Annotated in this window: 23 protein-coding genes; 15 read left to right on the top strand and 8 right to left on the bottom strand. The window is 66.5% G+C overall.

Annotated elements, in window-relative coordinates:
- Positions 1-12 precede the first annotated feature (12 nt).
- The 11 genes from ccmA to ACFPU0_RS12725 all read left to right on the top strand — a co-directional run bounded on the left by ccmA (position 13) and on the right by ACFPU0_RS12725 (position 8,383).
- Entirely contained in the window at positions 13-648 is a 636-nt protein-coding gene (ccmA, locus tag ACFPU0_RS12775) for a cytochrome c biogenesis heme-transporting ATPase CcmA (protein WP_377693401.1), read from the top strand.
- A complete protein-coding gene (gene ccmB / locus ACFPU0_RS12770; RefSeq protein WP_271408429.1) occupies positions 645-1,316 on the top strand; it encodes a heme exporter protein CcmB in 672 nt (223 codons plus the stop codon). Before ccmA ends, ccmB begins: the two co-directional genes overlap by 4 nt.
- Positions 1,317-1,389: 73 nt before the next feature.
- Complete coding sequence (locus ACFPU0_RS12765) at positions 1,390-2,142, top strand: heme ABC transporter permease (protein ID WP_377693399.1); 753 nt, start codon at positions 1,390-1,392, stop codon at positions 2,140-2,142.
- Positions 2,142-2,318, top strand: coding sequence for a heme exporter protein CcmD (gene ccmD / locus ACFPU0_RS12760; protein WP_077521965.1), 177 nt, complete (start codon positions 2,142-2,144; stop codon positions 2,316-2,318). The genes ACFPU0_RS12765 and ccmD overlap by 1 nt, the downstream gene beginning before the upstream one ends.
- On the top strand, positions 2,315-2,761 hold the full coding sequence (gene ccmE / locus ACFPU0_RS12755) for a cytochrome c maturation protein CcmE (RefSeq protein WP_377693397.1): 447 nt from the start codon (positions 2,315-2,317) through the stop codon (positions 2,759-2,761). Before ccmD ends, ccmE begins: the two co-directional genes overlap by 4 nt.
- A 4-nt stretch (positions 2,762-2,765) precedes the next feature.
- A complete protein-coding gene (locus tag ACFPU0_RS12750; RefSeq protein ID WP_377693395.1) occupies positions 2,766-4,739 on the top strand; it encodes a heme lyase CcmF/NrfE family subunit in 1,974 nt (657 codons plus the stop codon).
- Positions 4,736-5,272 (top strand): DsbE family thiol:disulfide interchange protein, encoded by a 537-nt coding sequence (locus ACFPU0_RS12745; protein ID WP_377693393.1) that lies wholly within the window; start codon positions 4,736-4,738, stop codon positions 5,270-5,272. The genes ACFPU0_RS12750 and ACFPU0_RS12745 overlap by 4 nt, the downstream gene beginning before the upstream one ends.
- Positions 5,269-5,757 carry a cytochrome c-type biogenesis protein gene (locus ACFPU0_RS12740; RefSeq protein WP_377693392.1) on the top strand — a complete coding sequence of 163 codons (489 nt, stop codon included), beginning with the start codon at positions 5,269-5,271 and terminating at the stop codon, positions 5,755-5,757. The genes ACFPU0_RS12745 and ACFPU0_RS12740 overlap by 4 nt, the downstream gene beginning before the upstream one ends.
- Positions 5,754-6,965 carry a c-type cytochrome biogenesis protein CcmI gene (ccmI, locus tag ACFPU0_RS12735; RefSeq protein WP_377693391.1) on the top strand — a complete coding sequence of 404 codons (1,212 nt, stop codon included), beginning with the start codon at positions 5,754-5,756 and terminating at the stop codon, positions 6,963-6,965. The genes ACFPU0_RS12740 and ccmI overlap by 4 nt, the downstream gene beginning before the upstream one ends.
- A complete protein-coding gene (locus ACFPU0_RS12730) occupies positions 6,962-7,414 on the top strand; it encodes a hypothetical protein (RefSeq protein ID WP_377693390.1) in 453 nt (150 codons plus the stop codon). Before ccmI ends, ACFPU0_RS12730 begins: the two co-directional genes overlap by 4 nt.
- A 414-nt stretch (positions 7,415-7,828) precedes the next feature.
- Positions 7,829-8,383, top strand: coding sequence for a DUF4124 domain-containing protein (locus ACFPU0_RS12725; RefSeq protein WP_377693389.1), 555 nt, complete (start codon positions 7,829-7,831; stop codon positions 8,381-8,383).
- Between the two features lie 33 nt (positions 8,384-8,416).
- On the opposite strand, the gene ACFPU0_RS12720 is transcribed toward ACFPU0_RS12725, so the two are convergent.
- The 3 genes from ACFPU0_RS12720 to ACFPU0_RS12710 all read right to left on the bottom strand — a co-directional run bounded on the left by ACFPU0_RS12720 (position 8,417) and on the right by ACFPU0_RS12710 (position 12,756).
- Entirely contained in the window at positions 8,417-9,067 is a 651-nt protein-coding gene (locus tag ACFPU0_RS12720; protein ID WP_377693387.1) for a hypothetical protein, read from the bottom strand.
- 310 nt (positions 9,068-9,377) lie between these two features.
- Complete coding sequence (locus ACFPU0_RS12715) at positions 9,378-10,376, bottom strand: sulfate ABC transporter substrate-binding protein (RefSeq protein WP_377693385.1); 999 nt, start codon at positions 10,374-10,376, stop codon at positions 9,378-9,380.
- Positions 10,377-10,575: 199 nt separating this feature from the next.
- On the bottom strand, positions 10,576-12,756 hold the full coding sequence (locus ACFPU0_RS12710; protein WP_377693383.1) for a patatin-like phospholipase family protein: 2,181 nt from the start codon (positions 12,754-12,756) through the stop codon (positions 10,576-10,578).
- 72 nt (positions 12,757-12,828) lie between these two features.
- Here ACFPU0_RS12710 and ACFPU0_RS12705 point away from each other — a divergent pair, with 72 nt between their 5' ends.
- The gene (locus ACFPU0_RS12705) at positions 12,829-13,113 is read left to right on the top strand and encodes a SelT/SelW/SelH family protein (RefSeq protein ID WP_377693381.1); all 285 of its coding nucleotides are present in this window, start codon (positions 12,829-12,831) and stop codon (positions 13,111-13,113) included.
- Between the two features lie 214 nt (positions 13,114-13,327).
- On the opposite strand, the gene ACFPU0_RS12700 is transcribed toward ACFPU0_RS12705, so the two are convergent.
- From ACFPU0_RS12700 to ACFPU0_RS12690, 3 genes are all read right to left on the bottom strand, one after another.
- Positions 13,328-14,212 carry a DMT family transporter gene (locus tag ACFPU0_RS12700; protein ID WP_377693380.1) on the bottom strand — a complete coding sequence of 295 codons (885 nt, stop codon included), beginning with the start codon at positions 14,210-14,212 and terminating at the stop codon, positions 13,328-13,330.
- Positions 14,209-14,544 (bottom strand): tRNA-binding protein, encoded by a 336-nt coding sequence (locus ACFPU0_RS12695; RefSeq protein ID WP_377693378.1) that lies wholly within the window; start codon positions 14,542-14,544, stop codon positions 14,209-14,211. Before ACFPU0_RS12695 ends, ACFPU0_RS12700 begins: the two co-directional genes overlap by 4 nt.
- Positions 14,545-14,627: 83 nt before the next feature.
- Complete coding sequence (locus tag ACFPU0_RS12690; RefSeq protein ID WP_377693377.1) at positions 14,628-15,380, bottom strand: AraC family transcriptional regulator; 753 nt, start codon at positions 15,378-15,380, stop codon at positions 14,628-14,630.
- Positions 15,381-15,515: 135 nt separating this feature from the next.
- On the opposite strand from ACFPU0_RS12690, the gene ACFPU0_RS12685 reads away from it, so the two are divergent.
- Together ACFPU0_RS12685 and ACFPU0_RS12680 are read left to right on the top strand one after the other, a co-directional pair.
- Positions 15,516-16,349, top strand: coding sequence for a UDP-2,3-diacylglucosamine diphosphatase (locus tag ACFPU0_RS12685; RefSeq protein ID WP_377693376.1), 834 nt, complete (start codon positions 15,516-15,518; stop codon positions 16,347-16,349).
- The gene (locus ACFPU0_RS12680) at positions 16,346-17,377 is read left to right on the top strand and encodes a glycosyltransferase family 4 protein (RefSeq protein WP_377693375.1); all 1,032 of its coding nucleotides are present in this window, start codon (positions 16,346-16,348) and stop codon (positions 17,375-17,377) included. Before ACFPU0_RS12685 ends, ACFPU0_RS12680 begins: the two co-directional genes overlap by 4 nt.
- Positions 17,378-17,496: 119 nt before the next feature.
- Here ACFPU0_RS12680 and ACFPU0_RS12675 read toward each other — a convergent pair whose 3' ends face one another.
- Positions 17,497-18,867 carry an adenylate/guanylate cyclase domain-containing protein gene (locus ACFPU0_RS12675; RefSeq protein ID WP_377693373.1) on the bottom strand — a complete coding sequence of 457 codons (1,371 nt, stop codon included), beginning with the start codon at positions 18,865-18,867 and terminating at the stop codon, positions 17,497-17,499.
- Positions 18,868-19,014: 147 nt separating this feature from the next.
- Positions 19,015-19,332 carry an Mpo1-like protein gene (locus tag ACFPU0_RS12670; protein WP_377693372.1) on the bottom strand — a complete coding sequence of 106 codons (318 nt, stop codon included), beginning with the start codon at positions 19,330-19,332 and terminating at the stop codon, positions 19,015-19,017.
- A gap of 142 nt (positions 19,333-19,474) precedes the next feature.
- Between ACFPU0_RS12670 and ACFPU0_RS12665 the strand changes: the two genes are divergently transcribed.
- Positions 19,475-20,476 carry an AraC family transcriptional regulator gene (locus ACFPU0_RS12665; protein WP_377693371.1) on the top strand — a complete coding sequence of 334 codons (1,002 nt, stop codon included), beginning with the start codon at positions 19,475-19,477 and terminating at the stop codon, positions 20,474-20,476.
- Positions 20,477-20,579 lie beyond the last annotated feature (103 nt).

Below are 20,579 nucleotides of genomic sequence, written 5' to 3'. Positions count from 1 at the left end.
GGTATCCATGCCGTGACCAGTCCGTATCTTGAGACCGTGGCCCTCGCCTGCGAGCGGGACTGGCGCCTGCTGTTCGAACGGCTGGACCTGCAACTGGCCCGGGGCGAGATGCTCCAGGTCGCCGGCCCCAACGGCAGCGGCAAGACCAGCCTGCTGCGCCTGCTCTGTGGCCTGATGCAGCCCACCGCCGGGGAAGTGCGCCTGAATGGCAAGCCGCTGGCCAGCCAGCGCAGCGAGCTGGCGCGCAACCTGTTGTGGATCGGCCATGCCGCCGGCATCAAGGGCCTCTTGACCGCTGAAGAGAACCTGCGCTGGCTCTGTGCCCTGCATCAGCCGGCCGAGCGCGAGGCCATCTGGGAGGCCCTGGGGGCGGTGGGCCTGCGCGGTTTCGAAGACGTGCCCTGCCATACCCTGTCGGCCGGCCAGCAACGCCGCGTCGCCCTGGCACGCCTGTACCTGGACGCGCCGCCCCTGTGGATACTCGACGAACCCTTCACCGCCCTCGACAAGCAGGGCGTGGCCCAGCTCGAGGCCCATCTGGCGCGACATTGCGAAGAGGGCGGCCTGGTGGTCTTCACCACCCACCACAGCATGGGCCTGGTGCCCGCCGGCTATCGCGAACTCGACCTGGGGCAGCGCCGCGCATGAGCAACGTCTTTACCCTGCTGGTCGCCCGTGAAGCCCGGCTGCTGGTGCGCCGTCCGGCGGAATTGGCCAATCCCCTGGTGTTCTTCGCCATAGTGGTCGCATTGTTCCCGCTGGCGGTGGGCCCCGAGAGCCAATTGTTGCAAAGCCTTTCTCCCGGGTTGGTCTGGGTAGCGGCCCTGCTGGCCGTCCTGCTCTCGCTGGACGGGCTTTTCCGCAGCGATTTCGAGGATGGCTCGCTGGAACAGTGGGTCGTTTCGCCGCACCCCCTGCCGCTTCTGGTCCTGGCCAAGGTGCTGGCACACTGGCTTTTTTCCGGATTGGCCCTGGTGCTGCTGGCGCCGCTGCTGGCTCTGATGCTCGGCCTGCCGGCGCGCTGCCTGCCGGTGCTGCTGCTCTCGCTGCTGCTCGGCACCCCGGTGCTGAGCCTGCTGGGCGCGGTGGGCGCGGCGCTGACCGTGGGGCTCAAGCGCGGCGGCCTGCTGCTGGCGCTGCTGATCCTGCCGCTGTACATCCCGGTGCTGATCCTCGGCAGCGGGGCGTTGCAGGCGGCCTTGCAAGGACTGCCGGCGGTCGGCCACCTGTTGTGGCTGGCCAGCCTCACCGCCCTGGCGGTGACCCTGACACCCTTTGCCATTGCCGCCGGCCTGACCATCAGCGTCGGCGAATAAGAAATAGAGTTGCCTGAACCATGAGAAAGCTGTTGATGACCCGACTGGCCGAAGCGCCCCGCAGGTGGTCCCGATGAACTGGGTCTGGTTCCACAAGCTTGGCTCACCGAAGTGGTTCTACGAGATCAGCGGCCGCTGGCTGCCCTGGTTCGCCTGGGGCGCCGTGGCGCTGATCGCCGTCGGCCTGGTCTGGGGCCTGGCCTTCGCGCCGCCGGACTACCAGCAGGGCAACAGCTTCCGCATCATCTATATCCACGTGCCGGCGGCCTTCCTCGCCCAATCCTGCTACATCATGCTGGCGGTGTGCGGCGTGGTCGGCCTGGTCTGGAAGATGAAGCTGGCCGACGTCGCCCTGCAGGCCGCCGCCCCCATCGGCGCGTGGATGACCTTCATCGCGTTGCTCACCGGCGCCATCTGGGGCAAGCCCACCTGGGGCGCCTGGTGGGTGTGGGATGCCCGACTTACGTCGATGCTCATCCTCCTTTTCCTCTACTTCGGTGTGATTGCCCTCGGCCAGGCGATCAGCAATCGTGACAGTGCCGCCAAGGCCTGCGCGGTGCTGGCCATAGTCGGGGTGATCAACATTCCGATCATCAAGTACTCGGTGGAGTGGTGGAACACCCTGCACCAGCCGGCCACCTTCAAGGTCACCGAGAAACCGGCCATGCCGCCGGAAATGTGGCTGCCGCTGCTGGTCATGGTGCTCGGCTTCTATTGCTTCTTCGGCGCCGTGGTGCTGATGCGCATGCGCCTGGAAGTGCTCAAGCGCGAGTCCCGCGCCAGTTGGGCCAAGGCCGAGATTCAGGCACAAGTGGGTAGGGGCTGATGAGTTTTTCTTCCTTCACCGAATTTCTCGCCATGGGTGACCATGGCCTTTATGTCTGGACCGCCTACGGCATCAGCCTGGTGGTACTGGCCATCAACGTCGCCATGCCGCTGATCGCGCGGCGGCGTTACCTGCAAGACGAGGCGCGTCGTTTGCGCCGGGAGGAGTCGAAGTGAATCCGGTTCGCAAGAAGCGCCTGTTCATCATCATCGCCATCCTGGCGGGGGTGGGGATCGCCGTGGCGCTGGCGCTGTCCGCGCTGCAACAGAACATCAACCTGTTCTACACCCCGACCCAGATCGCCAACGGCGAAGCGCCGCAGGACACCCGCATCCGCGCCGGCGGCATGGTGGAGAAGGGCTCGGTGCAGCGCTCGGGCGATTCCCTGGACGTGCAGTTCGTGGTCACCGACTTCGCCAAGAGCGTGACCATCCGCTACCACGGCATCCTCCCCGACCTGTTCCGCGAGGGGCAGGGCATAGTCGCACTCGGCAAGCTGAATGCCGACGGCGTGCTGGTGGCCGATGAAGTGCTGGCCAAGCACGACGAGAACTACATGCCGCCGGAAGTCACCAAGGCCCTCAAGGACAGCGGCCAGCTCCCCAGGAAAGAGGGTTGATTCGATGATTCCCGAACTCGGCCACCTGGCCCTGATTCTCGCCCTGTGCATGGCCGTGGTGCAGGCGAGCCTGCCGCTGATCGGCGCCTGGCGCGGCGACCGCCAGTGGATGAGCCTGGCCCAGCCGGCGGCCTGGGGGCAGTTCGCCTTCCTCGCCTTCGCGTTCGGCTGCCTGACCTACGCCTTCATGGTGGATGACTTTTCCGTCGCCTATGTCGCCAGCAACTCCAACAGCGCGCTGCCCTGGTACTACAAGTTCAGCGCCGTATGGGGTGCCCACGAGGGCTCGCTGCTGCTCTGGGCGCTGATCCTCGGCAGCTGGACCTTCGCCGTGTCGATCTTCTCCCGGCAGCTCCCGGAAGTGATGCTGGCCCGCGTGCTGGCGGTGATGGGGATGATCAGCATCGGCTTCCTGCTGTTCCTGATCGTCACCTCCAACCCCTTCAATCGCCTGCTGCCGAACATGCCGGCCGACGGCAACGACCTCAACCCGCTGTTGCAGGACTTCGGCCTGATCGTGCACCCGCCGATGCTCTATATGGGCTACGTGGGCTTCTCGGTGGCCTTCGCCTTCGCCATCGCCGCGCTGCTCGGTGGTCGCCTGGACGCCGCCTGGGCGCGCTGGTCGCGGCCCTGGACCATCATCGCCTGGGCCTTCCTCAGCGTCGGTATCGTGCTCGGCTCCTGGTGGGCCTACTACGAACTGGGCTGGGGCGGCTGGTGGTTCTGGGACCCGGTGGAAAACGCCTCCTTCATGCCCTGGCTGGTGGGCACCGCGCTGATCCACTCCCTGGCGGTGACCGAGAAGCGTGGCGTGTTCAAGAGCTGGACCGTGCTGCTGGCCATCGCCGCCTTCTCCCTGAGCCTGCTGGGTACCTTCCTGGTCCGCTCCGGCGTGCTGACTTCGGTCCATGCCTTCGCCTCCGACCCGGAGCGCGGCGTGTTCATCCTCGCCTTCCTGCTACTGGTGGTGGGCGGCTCCCTGACCCTGTTCGCGGTGCGCGCGCCCGTGGTCAAGAGCCAGGTGGGCTTCGCCCTCTGGTCCCGCGAGACCCTGCTGCTGGCGAACAACCTGGTGCTGGTGGTGGCGGCGTCGATGATCCTGCTCGGCACCCTCTACCCGCTGGTGCTGGATGCCCTGTCCGGCGCCAAGCTGTCGGTGGGCCCGCCGTACTTCAACGCCCTGTTCCTGCCGCTGATGGGCATCCTCATGCTGGCCCTCGCCGTCGGCGTGCTGGTGCGCTGGAAGGACACCCCGCTGAAGTGGCTGCTGGGCATGCTCGGCCCGGTGCTGATCGGCAGCCTGGCGCTCGGCGTGCTGGCCGCTTTCCTCTACGGCGACTTCCACTGGGCGGTGCTGGCCGTCGGCTTCCTCGCCGCCTGGGTGGTGCTGGCCGGTGTTCGCGACCTGGTCGACAAGACCCGTCACAAGGGCCTGCTCAAGGGCGCCGCCGGCCTGACCCGCAGCTACTGGGGCATGCAACTGGCCCACGCCGGTATCGCCGTCTGCGCCCTGGGCGTGGTGCTTTCCAGCCAGTACAGCGCCGAGCGCGACCTGCGCCTGGCACCGGGCGAGTCGGTGGAGCTGGGCGGCTATCGCTTCCTCTTCGAAGGTGCGCTGCACCATGAAGGCCCGAACTTCACCTCCGACAAGGGCACCATGGCCATTTTCGATGGCGAGCGACAGATCACCGTGCTGCACCCGGAGAAGCGCCTCTACACCGTGCAGCAATCGGTGATGACCGAGGCCGGTATCGATGCGGGCTTCACCCGCGACCTCTACGTCGCCCTCGGCGAGCCCCTGGGCGACGGTGCCTGGGCGGTGCGTGTGCATGTGAAACCCTTCGTCCGCTGGATCTGGCTCGGCGGCCTGCTGATGGGCCTGGGCGGCCTGCTGGCGGCCTTCGACCGGCGCTACCGGGTGAAAGTGAAGACCCGCGTCCGCGAGGCGCTGGGCATGGCCGGAGCCCAAGCATGAAGCGTCTGATCCTCGTACTGCCCCTGCTGGGCTTCCTGGCCATCGCGGTATTTCTCTATCGTGGCCTGTTCCTCGATCCGGCCGAGCTGCCCTCGGCCCTGATCGGCAAGCCGTTCCCGGCCTTCTCCCTGCCCGATGTCAGTGGCGAGCGCAGCCTCACCGAGGCCGACCTCAAGGGCAAGCCGGCGCTGGTCAACGTCTGGGGCACCTGGTGCGTGTCCTGCCGGGTGGAGCACCCGGTGCTGAACAAGCTGGCGCAGATGGGCGTGACCATCCATGGCGTCAACTACAAGGATGACAACGCCGCCGCGCTGAAATGGCTGAAGGAGTTCCACAACCCCTACCAGCTGGACATCCGCGACGAGCAGGGCACCCTCGGTGTCGACCTGGGCGTCTACGGCGCGCCGGAAACCTTCCTGATCGACAAGGACGGCATCATCCGCCACAAGTTCGTCGGCGTGATCGACGAGACCGTCTGGCGCGAACAGCTGGCGCCGCTGTACCAGGCGCTGGTCGATGGAGAAGGCAAATGAAACGCCTGATCGCCGCAGCCGTTCTGGGCCTGGCCCTCACCGGTATCGCCCGCGCCGCCATCGACACCTACGAATTCAAGGACGAAGCCGAGCGCGAGCGCTTCCGCACCCTCACCGAAGAACTGCGCTGCCCGAAGTGCCAGAACCAGAACATCGCCGACTCCAACGCGCCGATTGCCACCGACCTGCGGCGGGAAATCCACCGCATGCTGGAAGAGGGCAAGAGCAACCAGGAGATAGTCGACTTCCTGGTGGCCCGTTATGGCGACTTCGTGCGCTACAAGCCGCCGGTCAACGCCCGCACCCTGCTGCTCTGGTACGGCCCCGCCGGCCTGCTGGTGGGCGGCCTGGTGGTGCTGGGCATCATCGTCGTGCGCCGCCGCCGGGTGGAGAACAGACCCGGCCAGGTAATGCTTTCCGCTGATGAGCAGGCGCGCCTCGATGCGTTGCTGAACTCCGAGAACCAGGACAAGAAAGACCCATGATCGATTTCTGGCTCGCCGCCGGCCTGCTCCTGCTGGTCGCCCTGGCCTTCCTGCTGCTTCCCGTGCTGCGTGGCCGCAAGGCCCAGACCGAGGAAGACCGCACGTCCCTCAACGTCGCCCTGTACCAGGAGCGCCTGGACGAGCTCGAATCCCAGCGCGCCGCCGGCACCCTGACCGCCGAGCACTACGAGGACGGCCGCGCCGAGGCCGCCCGTGAACTGCTGGCCGATACCGAGGGTGCCGACAACGGCCGCTCCTCCCGTCTGGGCAAGGCGCTGCCGCTGCTGGCGGCCATCCTGGTCCCGGCGCTCGGCTTCGGTCTCTACCTGCACTGGGGGGCCAGCGACAAGGTTGAGCTGGCCCGCGAGCTGCGTGAGCAACCGCGCAGCATCGAAGAGATGACCTCGCGCCTGGAACGGGTGGTGGAAGCCCAGCCGGAGTCCGCCGAAGGCTGGTACTTCCTTGGCCGTACCTACATGGCCCAGGATCGCCCGGCCGATGCCGCACGCGCCTACGAGCAGGCGGTCAAGCGCGGTGGCCGCCAGCCCGAACTGCTCGGCCAGTGGGCCCAGGCGCTGTATTTCGCCAGCCAGAAGAAGCTGACCCCCGAGGTCAAGGCGCTGACCGAGGAAGCGCTGAAGGCCGATCCCAGCGAGATCACCAGCCTCGGGCTGCTGGGCATTGCCGGCTTCGAGGAGGGGCGCTTCCAGGACGCGATCACCTACTGGGAACGCCTGATCACCCAGCTGCCGGCCGACGACCCTTCCCGCGGCGCCCTGCAGGGCGGCATCGACAAGGCTCGCGAGAAGCTCAGGGAAAGCGGCGTGGTCGTCGAAGAACCGGCTGCCGCTCCGGCGCCCTCCGGCGCCCAGCTCAAGGTTCGCGTCGACCTGGCCGCTGCGCTCAAGGACAAGGTGCAGCCCGGCGACAGCGTGTTCATCTTCGCCCGCGCCACCTCCGGCCCGCCCATGCCGCTGGCGGTCAAGCGCATGACCGTGGCCGACCTGCCGGTGGAGGTCAGCCTGAGCGATGCGGACGCCATGATGCCGCAGCTCAAGCTCTCCAACTTCCCCCAGGTGCAGTTGGTCGCCCGGATTTCCCGCAGTGGCAATGCGACCGCGGGTGAATGGATAGGAAGCAGTTCGCCGCTGTCTACTGGTACGTCGGATACCCAACGACTGACCATCGACAGCCCGGACAAGAAATGACGACCCGTACCGCACTCCCGGCAGCGCCGAGCACCCGCTTCGGCCTGCCCCTGATCTGCCTGCTCCTGACCCTGGCCGGCTGCGCCGGCCAAGGCCCCTACCACGAACCCGACGAGCCCGAGTGGGAACCTTCCCGCAAGCCGCCAGCGGTTCAGACGCCTCCTCCGCAGCAGCCGCCACGCGTCATGCCGCCGACCCAGCCGCAGCCGCCCAAGCAGGCTCCGCGCATGAAGGCCCACCCGCGCTTCGCCCCGCCGCCGGGGGGCAATTGCTACTGGGATACCGGCCTGGGTGTCTACGTGCTGGAAGGCCAGCACAATGTCTTCTACCGCGAGCGTGTCTATTACCGCTGGGATAGCGGCTGGAGCTACTCCAACGGCCCGCAGGGCCCCTGGCTGCCCACCGATGCCAGCGGCGTACCGGCGGGACTGGGGCGGCGCTTCCACTGAGCCACCTTTGACGGGCGGGCCTGTGGCCCGCCTGGCGAGTAGACATCCAGATCCGTAGAACCTGAACTCGCTCTTGCCCCCTGCAAGGGGGCGAGGCCACCTACTCACCTGGGGAAAAACTCCTGCACTTGCCCCCGTCGTAGGGTGCGCCATGCGCACCGATTGCGGGATCGGCTCCTGCGCTTCGCTCAACCCTTGGTGCGCGCGGCGCACCCTACCAGGTCAGCTCAGTCGCTCGAGCCAGACAACTTGAGCCGCAACAGGCAGAGCCGGTGACTCATGACCATGCTCTAAGGACGTGTTTTCCCGAGCTCGAATGAATTCGCCCCTGCTGCTAAAACACGGCATGCCCCTGTTGCACCGCTGAAACAGCTTGGGTACTGTGCTGGCATTCCGCCACTTCGGAGGCCATGGATGCTACACCGTATCGTGCTCGCCACCCTTGCCGTATCGCTGGCCCAACCCCTTGCCGCCCAGGTCTACCAATGGCGCGATGCCGACGGGAAGCTGCATTTCACCGATACACCGCCGCCCCAGAGCCGCTCGGTGGAGACCCAGCACCTGCAGGTCAAGGGGCCTGATGCAGGGCCGGCGAAGCCGGACGGGCCGCCCAGCGCCGCTGTGTCGGAAGTCGCGCAGCGCTCGCCCGATGCTGGCCAGTTGCATCAGAAGGGCAGTCAGCAGTGCTCCACCGCCATCGCGCGGATGCCCGGGCTGATCAACGAGACGCAGAAGCTCGGTCGCGATGCGCTGCGCAAGCAGAAGATCACCCAGAACCAGCTGGACAAGGCCATGTACAAGATGGACGACTTCTACAAGGGCCTGAAGCGCAATCAGCGCGAGTGCGTCAGCGAATACCTGGCCAGCGAAACGAACCGCACTTCCATCGATTGCCTGGCCGATACCCCCGATGTGCTGAGCTTCGGCCAGTGCATGGAATTCGCCGACTGGGTGGAAACCTTCAGGTAGGCAGGCCGGGCGCGGCAGCGCCCGGTGCGAGGGTCACTGGCGGTCGGGCAGGGTAGTGGGGGACTCTTGCGTCCGGTTGCGCCTGTGCGCCATGGCCACCAGCAGGCGCATGGCCCCGTAGCCCGCGACGATCAGCAGTGGGTAGGCCACCATCAGCTCGGCCAGGCTGTACTTCCACGCCAGCGGCCGCCCAACCCCCAGCAGTGCGGCATAGAACCAGGACACCGCCGATACGGTGCCGGCGAACAGCGTCAGCGTGCGCATGCCGGGTTCGAGGCCGAGCAGGCTCCCGGTGCGGGCCAGGGCAGGCATCACCGCGCGGTGCAGCAGCATGCCGTTCAGCGTCAGCAGGGAAACGATCAGCACCTTGGCCTGCAGCTTGGGGTTGAGCAGGTAGGTCCAGCCCTTGACCGACATGTCCAGCAGGATGATCGCGGCACCGGTCAGCCAGAGCACCAGCAAGGCCAGCGAAATGGTGCGCTGCAGCGATTCGAGGTGGGCACTTCCACAGTGGGCGGAGTCGTCGCCGCGCAGCAGTTGCCGGGCCATGGCGAGGTCGCTGGTGAGGACCAGGCCGACCGCCACGCAGCAGGCGATCAGGTGCATGTAGAGGACGGCGAGGCGCACCAGTTCGAAGTTGGCTTCCTGCTTCAGCAGCGCGGTCACCAGGTGAAAGAATTCCATGCTCTATCTCTTGTTCTATGCAATCGCCATCCCCTCCGCGCCTGGACAGGCGCGGGCTGCAGCGGTTCGGCCAGCCCGTGGCGAGAAGCTGACCGAGACTTGTTCCCGTGCGGCCGGCGATGTTATTTGTAAATAATTATTAATGTCAAAAGAATAGATAGTGACGCTCGTTCCGATTTGTGCATGTTCGGATGAGCGGTCGTCAGGACGTAGGTGGCCGGGCGGGTGCCGGCACTGGGGGGATGTGCTGCTGGAGGCGCTGACGGCCCTGGGATGGAAACCTGCCCGCTGACGCGGGCAGGTGCGGGTGTTACTGGCCGCTGTAGATCTGGTCGAAGATGCCACCGTCGTTGAAGTGGGTCTTCTGCACCTCACGCCAGTCGCCGAAGGTCTTCTCCACGGAGAGGAATTCCACCTTGGGGAAGCGGTCGGCGAACTTGGCGAGGATCTCCGGATTGCGCGGACGCAGGTAGTTGTTGGCGGCGATGGTCTGGCCTTCGTCGCTCCACAGGTACTTGAGGTAGGCCTCGGCGGCGGCGCGGGTGCCTTTCCTGTCCACCACCTTGTCGACCACGGCCACCGGCGGTTCGGCTTCGGCGGAAACGCTGGGGTAGACCACTTCGAAGCCGCCACGGCCGAACTCGCGGGCGATCATCTCGGCTTCGTTCTCGAAGGTCACCAGCACGTCGCCGATCTGGTTCTGGATGAAGGTGGTGGTGGCGGCGCGGCCACCGGTGTCCAGCACCGGCGCCTGCTTGAACAGCTTGCCGACGAAGTCCTTGGCCTTGTTCTCGTCACCGCCGTTCTTCAGCACATAACCCCAGGCGGAGAGGTAGGTGTAGCGGCCGTTGCCGGAGGTCTTGGGGTTGGGCACCACCACCTGCACGCCGTCTTTCAGCAGGTCCGGCCAGTCCTTCAGGCCCTTGGGGTTGCCCTTGCGCACGATGAACACGGTGGCCGAGGTGAAGGGTGCGCTGTTGTTCGGCAGGCGGGTTGCCCAATCCTGCGGCACCAGGCCGCCATTGTCGGCCAGGGCATTGATGTCGGTGGCCTGGTTCATGGTGATGACGTCGGCGGGCAGGCCGTCGATCACCGCGCGAGCCTGCTTGCTGGAGCCGCCGTGGGACATCTGCAGGGTGATGTTCTCGCCTTTTTCCGCGTTCCAGTGCTTCTGGAACGCGGCGTTGTAGTCCTTGTAGAAGTCGCGCATCACGTCGTAGGAGACGTTGAGCAGGGTCGGCGCGGCCTGGGCTGCGCCAGCCAGGGCCAGGCCAGCGGCGAGGAGGGAGGCGGAGAACAGTCGTTTCACGGGGCGTTCCTTCTGGGGCAGTTTGATCGGCCGACTATAACGGAATGGCATATGTCTTTTTAATACTGAAAAGTCATTTGGTTATTCCGACTCTACAAGATTCGCAGGGTGGACCACGCTTCACCGGTCCACCATTCGAGGTTCGGTCGGGCGCCACTGGTGGATGAAAAGAGCGTCATCCACCGCAGTCACCGTCCGCTCAGAACACCCGCCCGAGGTTGAGGTAGAGCGCCCGTTCCGCTTCGTCGTTCAGGCCGTAGCTGAAGTCCAGGGGCCCCAGGGGCGTGTCGAAGCTGATGAAGATGCTCGCGGCATTGATATAGCCGCTGTCGAAGCTGTTGTCGTTGTTCCAGGCGCGGCCGCGTTCCAGGCTGCCGCCGAGGTACACCGGGAAATCCAGCGGCAGGAAGGAGCGGCGCGTCAGGCGGCGGTAGTAGATCGCGCGGCCCAGGCTGATGTTCTGTCCGCTGAGGGCGTCCTGGCGGAAGCCCGAGAGCTGCCGCGCGCCGCCCAGCAGGAAGCTGGAGGTGATCACGTCGGCCTGGTCCAGGGTGCGCCCGTAACGGCCGCCGAGGACGAAGGTGTCCGGGCCTGAACCCAGCGCCTTGTCCAGGCCGAACTGCCATTGTCGATAGCGCTCGTCCGAGCCCAGGTCCGGGTCGTACTGGCGCAGGGTCAGGCTGATGTCCTCGCCCTCGTGGGGGTAGTCGACGTTGTCCAGGGTGTCGAAGGAGTACTTCAGCTCGTAGTAGCCCTCGGTGAACTCGAAGCTGGGCAGGTCGCGCTCGCCCACCCGCACGTCGGCCTGGCCCCAGGCCTGGCCGACGCCGAAGCGGATCTCGCCGTTGTTGGCGATCTGCCGGCCCAGGTTGAGGCCGTAGCCGTAGCGTTCCAGGCGGTACTCGGCTATGGGATCGTTGTCCTGGACGGCCTCGACATTCTGCGCCTCGCCGAACAGATAGGGGGCGACGAAGTAGCGCGAGCCGGCGTCCAGCGGCTGGTAGAACTCGCTGTAGAGCTCCTGGTGGTCGCCCAGTTGCAGGCGCGTCAGCCATTCGGCGCCCAGTTCGTTGATGCCGTTCTTGCGGTAGCTGGCGCCCAGGTTGAAGGCACTGTCGCCGCGCATGTCGTCGGAGAGATTCAGGCCCAGGCGCAGGTAGTCGGTGCCGGCGCGCTTGCCACGGGCGTTGATCACCAGGGCATTGCCGTCCTTGCGTTTGACCACCCGGTATTGCACCTGCTCGAAGTAGTCCAGGCCGTAGAGGGTACTCATGTCGCTCTGCAGGCGGTCCAGGTCAAGCGGCTGGCCCAGTGGCTGGCGGATGTAGCGGCGGATCACCGAGTCGCCGATCTTCGAGTCGTTCTCGATCAGGATGCTGCGGATCACCGGTGTGCGTTCGCTGGGCAGTCGCGCGCTGTCCAGGGCCGGGTCGCGGTCGCCGGCCTGCGGGCGCAGCTCGGCCAGGGGCCCGGCGAGGATCCGGGTGGCACGGTAGCCGGCCTCGATCATCTCGCGGGAGCGGCCGAAGTCGGTGGCGCTGTAACCGGCCAGCGGCGGCTGGATCAGCACGTCCGTGGGCTCCAGGGTGGCCAGCTGGGCTTCGGAGTTGGTGCGGGTCATCAGGGTGACGGACTGGTTGAGCACGTCCACTACCGTGGTCAGCTCCTTGCGTGAACGCAGCGGCGTACCGATGTCCACCACTATCACGCGGTCGACGCCCATTTCGCGGGCCACGTCCACCGGGATGTTGTCCACCATGCCGCCGTCCACCAGCAGTTTGCCGTTCACCTCGACGGGGGCGAATACCGCCGGAATGGACATGCTGGCGCGGATCGCCTGGGGCAGGTGGCCACGGCGGAACACCACCTTCTCGCCGGTGGCGATATCGGTGGCGACGGCGCGGAAGGGAATGGCCAGCTTGTCGAAGTCGCGGGTGTCGCTGGTGTGCACCAGCAGGCTTTCCAGCAACAGGGCGAGGTTCTGGCCCTGGATCACCCCGAGCGGCAGGCCGAGGCTGCCATCGTCGCGGAAGCTCAGGCGCTGCTTGACCAGGAAATCACGGTCGTCCTGCTTGCGGCGGAAGGGGACTTCCTGCCGCGGCGGGTTGTCCGACAGCGCCTGCTGCCAGTCCATGCGGGTGGCCAGCTTCTCCAGTTCGTCCACCTGGTAGCCCGCCGCGTAGAGCCCGCCTATCACCGCGCCCATGCTGGTGCCGGCGATGGCGTCGACCTTGATGCCCTGTTCCTCCAGTGCCTTGAGCACGCCGATATGGGCCAGCCCGCGGGCGGCGCCGCCGGACAGCACCAGGCCGATGCGCGGTTCGGGCTGGGCGAGGCAGAGCAGGGGGAGGAACAGCAGGCAAAGCAGCAGGCGGCGCATAACACATCCCTGGTCAGGCGGAGGGCGGAAGGCGGCTATTATAGGGCGCCCGATCCTGTCGCCGAGCTGAGCATGTCCACGACCAAGCCCGAAATCGTCATCACCTATTGCACCCAATGCCAGTGGCTGCTGCGCGCCGCCTGGCTGGCCCAGGAACTGCTCAGCACCTTCAGCGACGACCTCGGCCGGGTGAGCCTGGAACCGGGCACCGGCGGGGTGTTCCGCATCACCTGCGACGGCGTGCAGATCTGGGAACGCAAGACCGATGGCGGTTTTCCCGAGGCCAAGGCGCTGAAGCAGCGGGTGCGCGACCGGATCGACCCGGCGCGGGACCTGGGCCACAGCGACCGTTCCTGATACCCATCAGCCGTCAGGGGCCGCTGCGCGGCCCTTGGCGAATGAATTCGCCCCCACAAGGTGCCGGCTTGGCCTGGACCGACGCACCTTTGCGCGCCGACAGGGCGATGGCGAAGATGATCGGTTCGTAGGATGGGTTGAGCTTGCGATACCCATCAGCCGATCCGCATGGGTATCGCTCCGCTCGCGGAACGCCGCCCGCCCCATCCTGCGATCAGGCCTGGGCGGTCGCGGGCCGCTCCTGCGCGGCAGCGCCCTTCCTGGCGGACAGGGCGATGGCGGAGATGATCAGCGCGCCGCCGGCCAGCATGCGCAGGCCGGGTTGCTCGTCGAACAGCCACCAGGCGAAGGCGATGCCGTAGACCGGCTCCAGGGCGAAGATCACCGCCGTGGTGCGGGCCTTCAGCACCTTCAGGCTGGCCACGAACAGGCTATGGGCGAGTCCGGTGCAGAACACCCCGAGCAAGGCGATCCACAGCCAATCCATGGGCTTGACCTCGTGCAGCAGCGGCCAGCTGAAGGGCGCCAGGATGAGGACGATGGTGAGGTTCTGGCAGAGCGCGGCCTTCACCGGGTCCAGCCCCTTGACGCTGACGCGGTTGAGCAGCGACAGCAGCGAGAACAGCAGCCCCGAGAGAATGGCCGAGAGCAGGCCCCGGGTGGCCTGGCTGGCGAATTCGAAGCTGGGCGTGACCAGCACCAGGCCCAGGCTCACCAGGCCGACTATGAGGATTTCCTGGGTGCGGATGCGTTCGCGGAACAGCAGCCCTTCCAGCAACAGGGTGAAGGCCGGGAAGCTGGCGAAACCGAGGGTGGCGATGGCCACTCCGCCCACCTGCACCGCGTGGAAGAAGGTGATCCAGTGGGTGCCCAGCAGCACGCCGCCGAGAGCCAGCATGGCCAGTTGGCGCAGGCCCGGATTGGCGCTGCGGGTTCGGCTGATGAGCTGGGCGAAGAGCGCCAGGGCGATCACCGCGAACAGGCCGCGGCCGAAGGTGATGACCATGGGCGCGGTGTTGGCGAGCTTGCCGAAGATGCCCGAGAGCCCGAACAGCAGGGCGCCCAGGTGGATGGCCAGCAGCGCGTGGCGTTCCTTCATGCCAGGCGTGCCCCGTTGGGCAGCGGCTTGTCGAAGCTGGCCAGCACCACCTTGTTGTCGTCGTCATGCACGCCGGTGACGAGGATTTCCGAGCGGACGCCGGCAATGCGCTTGGGCGCGAAGTTGCAGACGCAGAGCACCTGGCGGCCCACCAGATCCTCTGCGCCGTAATGGGCAGTGATCTGGGCGCTGGAGGTCTTCACCCCGAGCTCGCCCAGGTCCACTTCCAGCACATAGGCCGGCTTGATCGCCTTGGCATTGGGGGCGGCGGACAGGATGGTGCCGACGCGCAGTTCGACGCGCTGGAAGTCGTCCCATTCGATGGTGGACATGGAGTTCTCCCTGAAAGACGGTCGAGCCAGTCTAGTGGCGACGAAAGGAATTGTCTGTCGCCAGGCTCGCGGGCTTTGTCGCGTTACTCGCGGGTGTTGCGCAGGGCGCGCGGGGTGATGCCGAACTCGCGGGAGAGGGCTGCGGTGAAGGCGCTCTGGGAGCTGTAGCCGACCCTGGCGGCGATCTCGCCTACCGCCAGGCCGCTTTCCAGCAGCAGCTGGCGGCCCAGGTGCAGGCGTCGGGAGCGCACGTAGTCCATGGGTGTCTGCCCGGTCTCGGCGAGGAAACGCGCATGGAAGCGCGCCACCGACAGGCCGCAGAGGCGCGCCAGGTCGGCAACCTGCAGGGGGTGGGCGGCGTGCTGGTCGATATGGGCCTCCAGGGCCGCCAGGGGCAGGGCGCTGTTTTCTTCCACCCGGCCCCCTGGCGCGGCCAGGCTGGCCAGGAGCAGGCCGGCGGACTGGCCGGAAATCACCTCGTCGGCCAGGGGGCTGGCGGCGATCCAGCTGACCAGCTGGCTTTGCGCCGGATTCAGGTTCACGGCGCCGGGGCGTTCCAGCAGGCGTCGGCCGGCGTCGAAGTGCCGGCCCAGGGTGGTGCGCAGCCAGTCGTCGCCGGGGACGTCCACCACCAGGCACAGGCTGCCGCCGGGGCTGCCGCAGGCGTGCCGGGCTTCCGGCGGAACCACCGCCAGGGTCTGGCGTTCGACACGCGCGCCGTGGCCGTCCACTTCGAAGTCCAGGCTGCCGTTCAGGCCGAATACCAACTGGGCGTGGTCGTGGCTGTGGACCAGCAGATCGTGGTTGTACTGGCGCAGGGACAGGATCGAATGCATGGCGGTCACCTCGGGGCAGGCGGCCATTCTACTCCCTGTTGCGTCGCACGCGCTGTCACGGCCCTGCAACCTCGCGTTCATTGCCGCTTCACCGCTGGGGCCCACCATCGGCGAAACCCCCGCCGGAGGTCGCCCATGAGCAGCGTCGAACGCCTGGAACCCATCAGCAAGACCAAGCCCCGCAAGCAGCGCGTGCGCACCCTGTGGATTTCCGATGTCCACCTGGGCACTCGCGACTGCCAGGCCGAGCACTTGTCGCGCTTCCTCAAGCAGTACCACGCCGACCGCATCTACCTGGTGGGCGACATCATCGACGGCTGGAAGCTCAGGGGCGGCATCTACTGGCCCCAGGCCCACACCAACGTCATCCGTCGCCTGCTGACCATGAGCAAGCGTGGTACCGAGGTGATCTACGTCACCGGCAACCACGACGAATTCCTGCGCCGCTACTCGGCCCTGATGCTGGGCAACATCCAGCTGGTGGACGAGGCAGTGCACGAGACCGCCGATGGCCGCCGCCTGCTGGTGATCCATGGCGACCAGTTCGACGTGATCACCCGCTACCACAAGTGGCTGGCCTTCCTCGGTGACTCCGCCTACGAGTTCACCCTGACCCTCAACCGCTGGCTCAACCACTGGCGCGAGCGCTGGGGCTACGGCTACTGGTCGCTGTCGGCCTACCTCAAGCACAAGGTGAAGAGCGCGGTGAACTTCATCAGCGACTTCGAGGAAGCCATTGCCCACGAGTGCGTCAGGCGCGGCCTGGACGGCGTGGTCTGCGGCCATATCCACCACGCGGAAATCCGCAAGGTGGGCGAAGTGGACTACCTCAATTGCGGCGACTGGGTGGAGTCCTGCACGGCGCTGATCGAGCACTGGGACGGCAGCATCGAACTCTATCGCCTGGCCGACGCCCAGGCGCGGGAACTGGAAGCACGCGCGATGGAGCTGGTCGAGCCGGCGGCATGAGGATACTGATCGTCAGCGACGCCTGGCTGCCCCAGGTGAATGGCGTGGTCACCAGCCTGCAACACCTGGTGGCCGAACTGGAGACCCTCGGGCATCAGGTGCTGTTGCTCTCGCCCCAGGGTTTCCGCTGCCGGCCTTGCCCGAGCTACCCGGAAATCCCCCTGGCCTGGGACCTCTGGCGGATGGGGCCGATGATCGAAGCCTTCCAGCCCGACTGCGTGCACCTGGCCACCGAGGGCCCGCTGGGCTGGGCGGCCAGGCACTGGCTGGTCAAGCGCGGCCTGGTATTTTCCAGCGCCATCCACACCCGCTTTCCCGAATACGTGCACGGCCGCTGGCCGCGGATACCCCTCGCCTGGGGCTATGCCTACCTGCGCTTGTTCCATCGGCCCAGTCGGGCGGTGCTGGTGAGTACCGAGCGCATGCGCGAGACCTTCGCCAGCCACGGCCTGGTCTGGCTGAACCTGTGGCGCAAGGGGGTGGACACGGCGCTGTTCCGCCCCCTTGGGTTGCCCAGGCCGGAGCGACCGGTATTCCTTTGCGTCTGCCGCCTGGCCCCCGAGAAGAATCTGCAGGCCTTCCTCGAACTGGAGCTGCCGGGGGAGAAATGGGTGGTGGGCGACGGTCCGCTGCGTGGCGAACTGGAAGCGCGCTATCCCGCGGCGCGATTCTTCGGCTATCGCCAGGGCGAGGAGCTGGCGCGTCTTTACGCCCAGGCCAGCGTGCTGGTGTTCCCCTCGCTGACCGATACCTACGGCCTGGTGATGCTCGAGGCCCTGGCCTGCGGCACGCCGGTGGCGGCCTTCCCCGTGGCGGGGCCGCTGGATGTGCTGGAGCCGGGCATCACCGGTTGCCTGGACGAGGACTTGCGCAGCGCCTGCCTGAGGGCGTTGCAGCTGGATCGCGAGCGCTGCGCCGAACGGGCCGCGCGCCTTTCCTGGCGGGCTTCGGCGCTGGAGTTCCTGGCGCGGCAGCCGCTGCTGGATGGCGAGCCGTGCCCATCCATGACGGCGATCCCTGAACTGTAGGGGCGAATTCATTCGCCAAGGGCAGCGCAGCTGCCTCTTTTCAACCTCGATTGGCAGCCCTTCGGCCTGCTTGGCGAATGAATTCGCCCCTACAAGGTTGCAGCCCTGGCAGCCGGGATTCAGGGAATGATCTTGTCCTTCAGCTTTTCCGCCGCCTGCTGCAGGGCCTGGATGACCTTGGCCTTGTCGTAGGTTTCGATGCTGTTGGTATCCAGGTACATGGAGAAGCCCGGCAGTTCGTGCTCGACATAGCTGGAGGCGGCGCCCAGGTCGCGGCGGAAGTCCACCACCTGGTAGATCTGCACCGGGCGGGTGAAACCCTTGACGTTTATCTGGCCCTTGTCGCGGCACATGATCACGTCCTTCACCAGCGAGTAGGTTTCGTGGGAGATGAGGATTTCCCCGGTGTCGGAGGCGTTTTCCAGGCGGCTGGCCAGGTTCACCTCGCGGCCGATGATGGTGTAGTCCATGCGCGTGTCGGCGCCGAAGTTGCCCACGGTGCAGTAGCCGGTGTTGATGCCCATGCGGATTTCCAGGGGCTTGGTGATGCCCTGGGCGCGCCACTGCTGGCGCAGGACCTTCATGTGCTTGCGCATGGCCACCGCCATGGATACGGCTGCCACGGCGTCCTTCTTGGCGCCCTGGGTGGTGGGGTCGCCGAAGAACACCATGACGCTGTCGCCGACGAACTTGTCGATGGTGCCGCCGTACTTGAGGGCGATCTTCGACATGTCGTTCAGGTAGTTGTTGAGCAGGTCGGTCAGTTGCTCGGCTTCCAGTTCCTCGGACAGCTCGGTGAAGCCCTTGATGTCGGAGAAGAACACGCTGAGCTTCTTGCGCTGGGTTTCCAGGCGCACGCTCTTCTTGCCGCTGAAAATCATCTCCCAGACCTGGGGCGACAGGTATTTGGCGAGGTTGCGCGCCAGCCGCGCGGCCTTTTCCTGTTCGCGCTTGATCTCGCTGCGGGCCTGGGCCAGGCGCAGGCCCTGCTGGTGGACGAAGAAGGCGATGATGCAGATGTAGAGGCTGGTGAAGAGCACGCTGATCAGGGCCACCAGGGCCGGGGTGCCGCCCTTGAACTCAGGCTGCAGCAGGACTCCGACGGCGCCCATGCTGGCCAGCGTGCCGGACAGCACCAGGGCCGTCTGGCGCAGGCCGCCGAGGATCATGGCGCTGAAGCCGAGGGTGAGCAGGATCATCAGCGCGGGCACCACGGAGAAACCCAGCAGGGTCACCGCGGCGCCGGAGTGGAAGGTGTCGACCGCGAGCAGGATGCGATCGGTGCGCTCGCCCGGGAAACGCAGGCCGATGTGATGGGCCAGGTGCGGGTAGAGCAGGGCGTAGGGCACCATCCAGAGGATGTCGATGCTGAAATGCTGGACATAGGTGCCGGCGGCGATGCTTGCGGCGATGGCCATGTAGGCCAGGACCCGGGAGTAGTACTCGCGCAGGACGGGCGTCGCGGAGGAAGTGTCGAGCAAGGGCTTCATGGCTGGGCTCTGTCCCTGATGCTTTCTTGACGCCGGGCTGGGGCGTTCGGGGAACGCTGCAAGTCCTGGGCCACGGCGTTGGCAGGAGCGGGATCATAACCAAGCCCGGGACCTGCGGCCAGAGGGCCGGCGGTCCGGGCTGCCGGGTCAGAAGCGGATACGGCCGGTCAGGGCGTCCTTGAGCATCACCCAGTCGCCCATGAAGCTGTAGAAGGGGTACTTGAAGGTGGCCGGCTTGTTCTTCTCGAAGACGAAGTGGCCGACCCAGGCGAAGCCGTAGCCGGCCAACGGCAGGGCCAGCAGCCAGAGCCACTGCTGGGTGACCAGGGCGTAGCCGAGGATGCCCAGCACCAGCAGGCTGCCTACGTAGTGCAGGCGGCGGCAGGTGTCGTTGCTGTGCTCCTGCAGGTAGTACGGGTAGAACTCGGCGAAGCTTTGGAAGCGGTTGGCGGACGCGGCGGGCATGGTGGCGGCTCCAGGTTCTTGTTGTCTGCTGAGTGTAGGACCGGCGCTTGCGCGAGCCAGTGACAAAGAGCGCCACTTTAGTATCCTTGCCGGCACGCCGCCCTGCCGGCGGCTGCCTCGAATTCCAGAACAAGAAGGCGCCATGAGCGAACGCACGACATCTTCGAGCTGGGCCCTGGGAATAGTCCAGGCCCTGGAAATGGGCGGAGTGGACTGCCGCAACCTGTTTCCCGAACTCGGTCTCGATTACCTGGCCCTGAACGACCCCGACGCCCGTTTCCCCCAGGACGGCATGACGCGCCTGTGGCTGCGCGCCGTGGAGCTGTCCGGCAACCCGGCGATCGGCCTGAACATGGCCAAGGTGGTGCGCCCGGCGTCCTTCCATGTGGTGGGCTATGCGCTGATGTCCAGTCGTAGCCTCAAGGAGGGCTTCGCTCGCCTGGTACGTTACCAGCGGATCATCGCCGAGGGTTCCGACCTCAGCTTCTGCGCCAAGCCCGAGGGTTACGAGCTGCGCCTGGCCATCCATGGCGATCGCTTGCCGCCGGCCCGGCAGAGCGCGGAGGCTTCCATGGCTTATTGCCTGGCCTTCTGCCGCTGGATGACGGGGCGGCCGATCAACCCGCTGGAAATTCGCTTCCAGGGGCCGGCGCCAGCGGACCTGGAACCCTATCGCCAGGTGTTCCAGGCGCCGCTGCGCTTCAATGCCGAGCATTGCGCGCTGCTGTTCAGTCGCGCCGACATGGAGACGCCTCTGCCCACGGCCAACGAATCCCTGGCCCAGTTGCACGACCGCTTCGCCGGTGACTACCTGGTGCGCTTCTCCGGCACCCGGGTCACCCACCAGGTACGCCAGGTGCTCTGCCGCCTGCTGCCCCAGGGCGAGCCCAAGCGCGAGGTGGTGGCCAGTTCCATGCACCTGTCCCAGCGCACCCTGCAGCGGCGGCTGCAGGAGGAGGGGGTGAGTTTCCAGCAATTGCTCGACGACACCCGTCGTGAGCTGGCCGAGCAGTACCTGGCGCAACCCAACCTGACCCTGCTGGAAATCGCCTATCTGCTGGGTTTCGCCGATCCGAGCAATTTCTTCCGCGCCTTCCGCCGCTGGTTCGACAGCACGCCCGGTGAGTACCGCGCGCGGCTGTAGGAGCGAATTCATTCGCGATTGGATCGGGGTTCGTGGCGCGTAGGGTGAAAATCCCTTTGGGGATTTCCACCGTCGGTGTCTCGCGCGGGCTCTCTGGTGGATA

Source organism: Pseudomonas sp. GCM10022186 (assembly GCF_042656385.1).
Classification (GTDB): domain Bacteria; phylum Pseudomonadota; class Gammaproteobacteria; order Pseudomonadales; family Pseudomonadaceae; genus Metapseudomonas.
The sequence above is the reverse complement of the archived record's forward strand: the minus strand, read 5'-3'. Positions and strand labels throughout refer to the sequence as shown.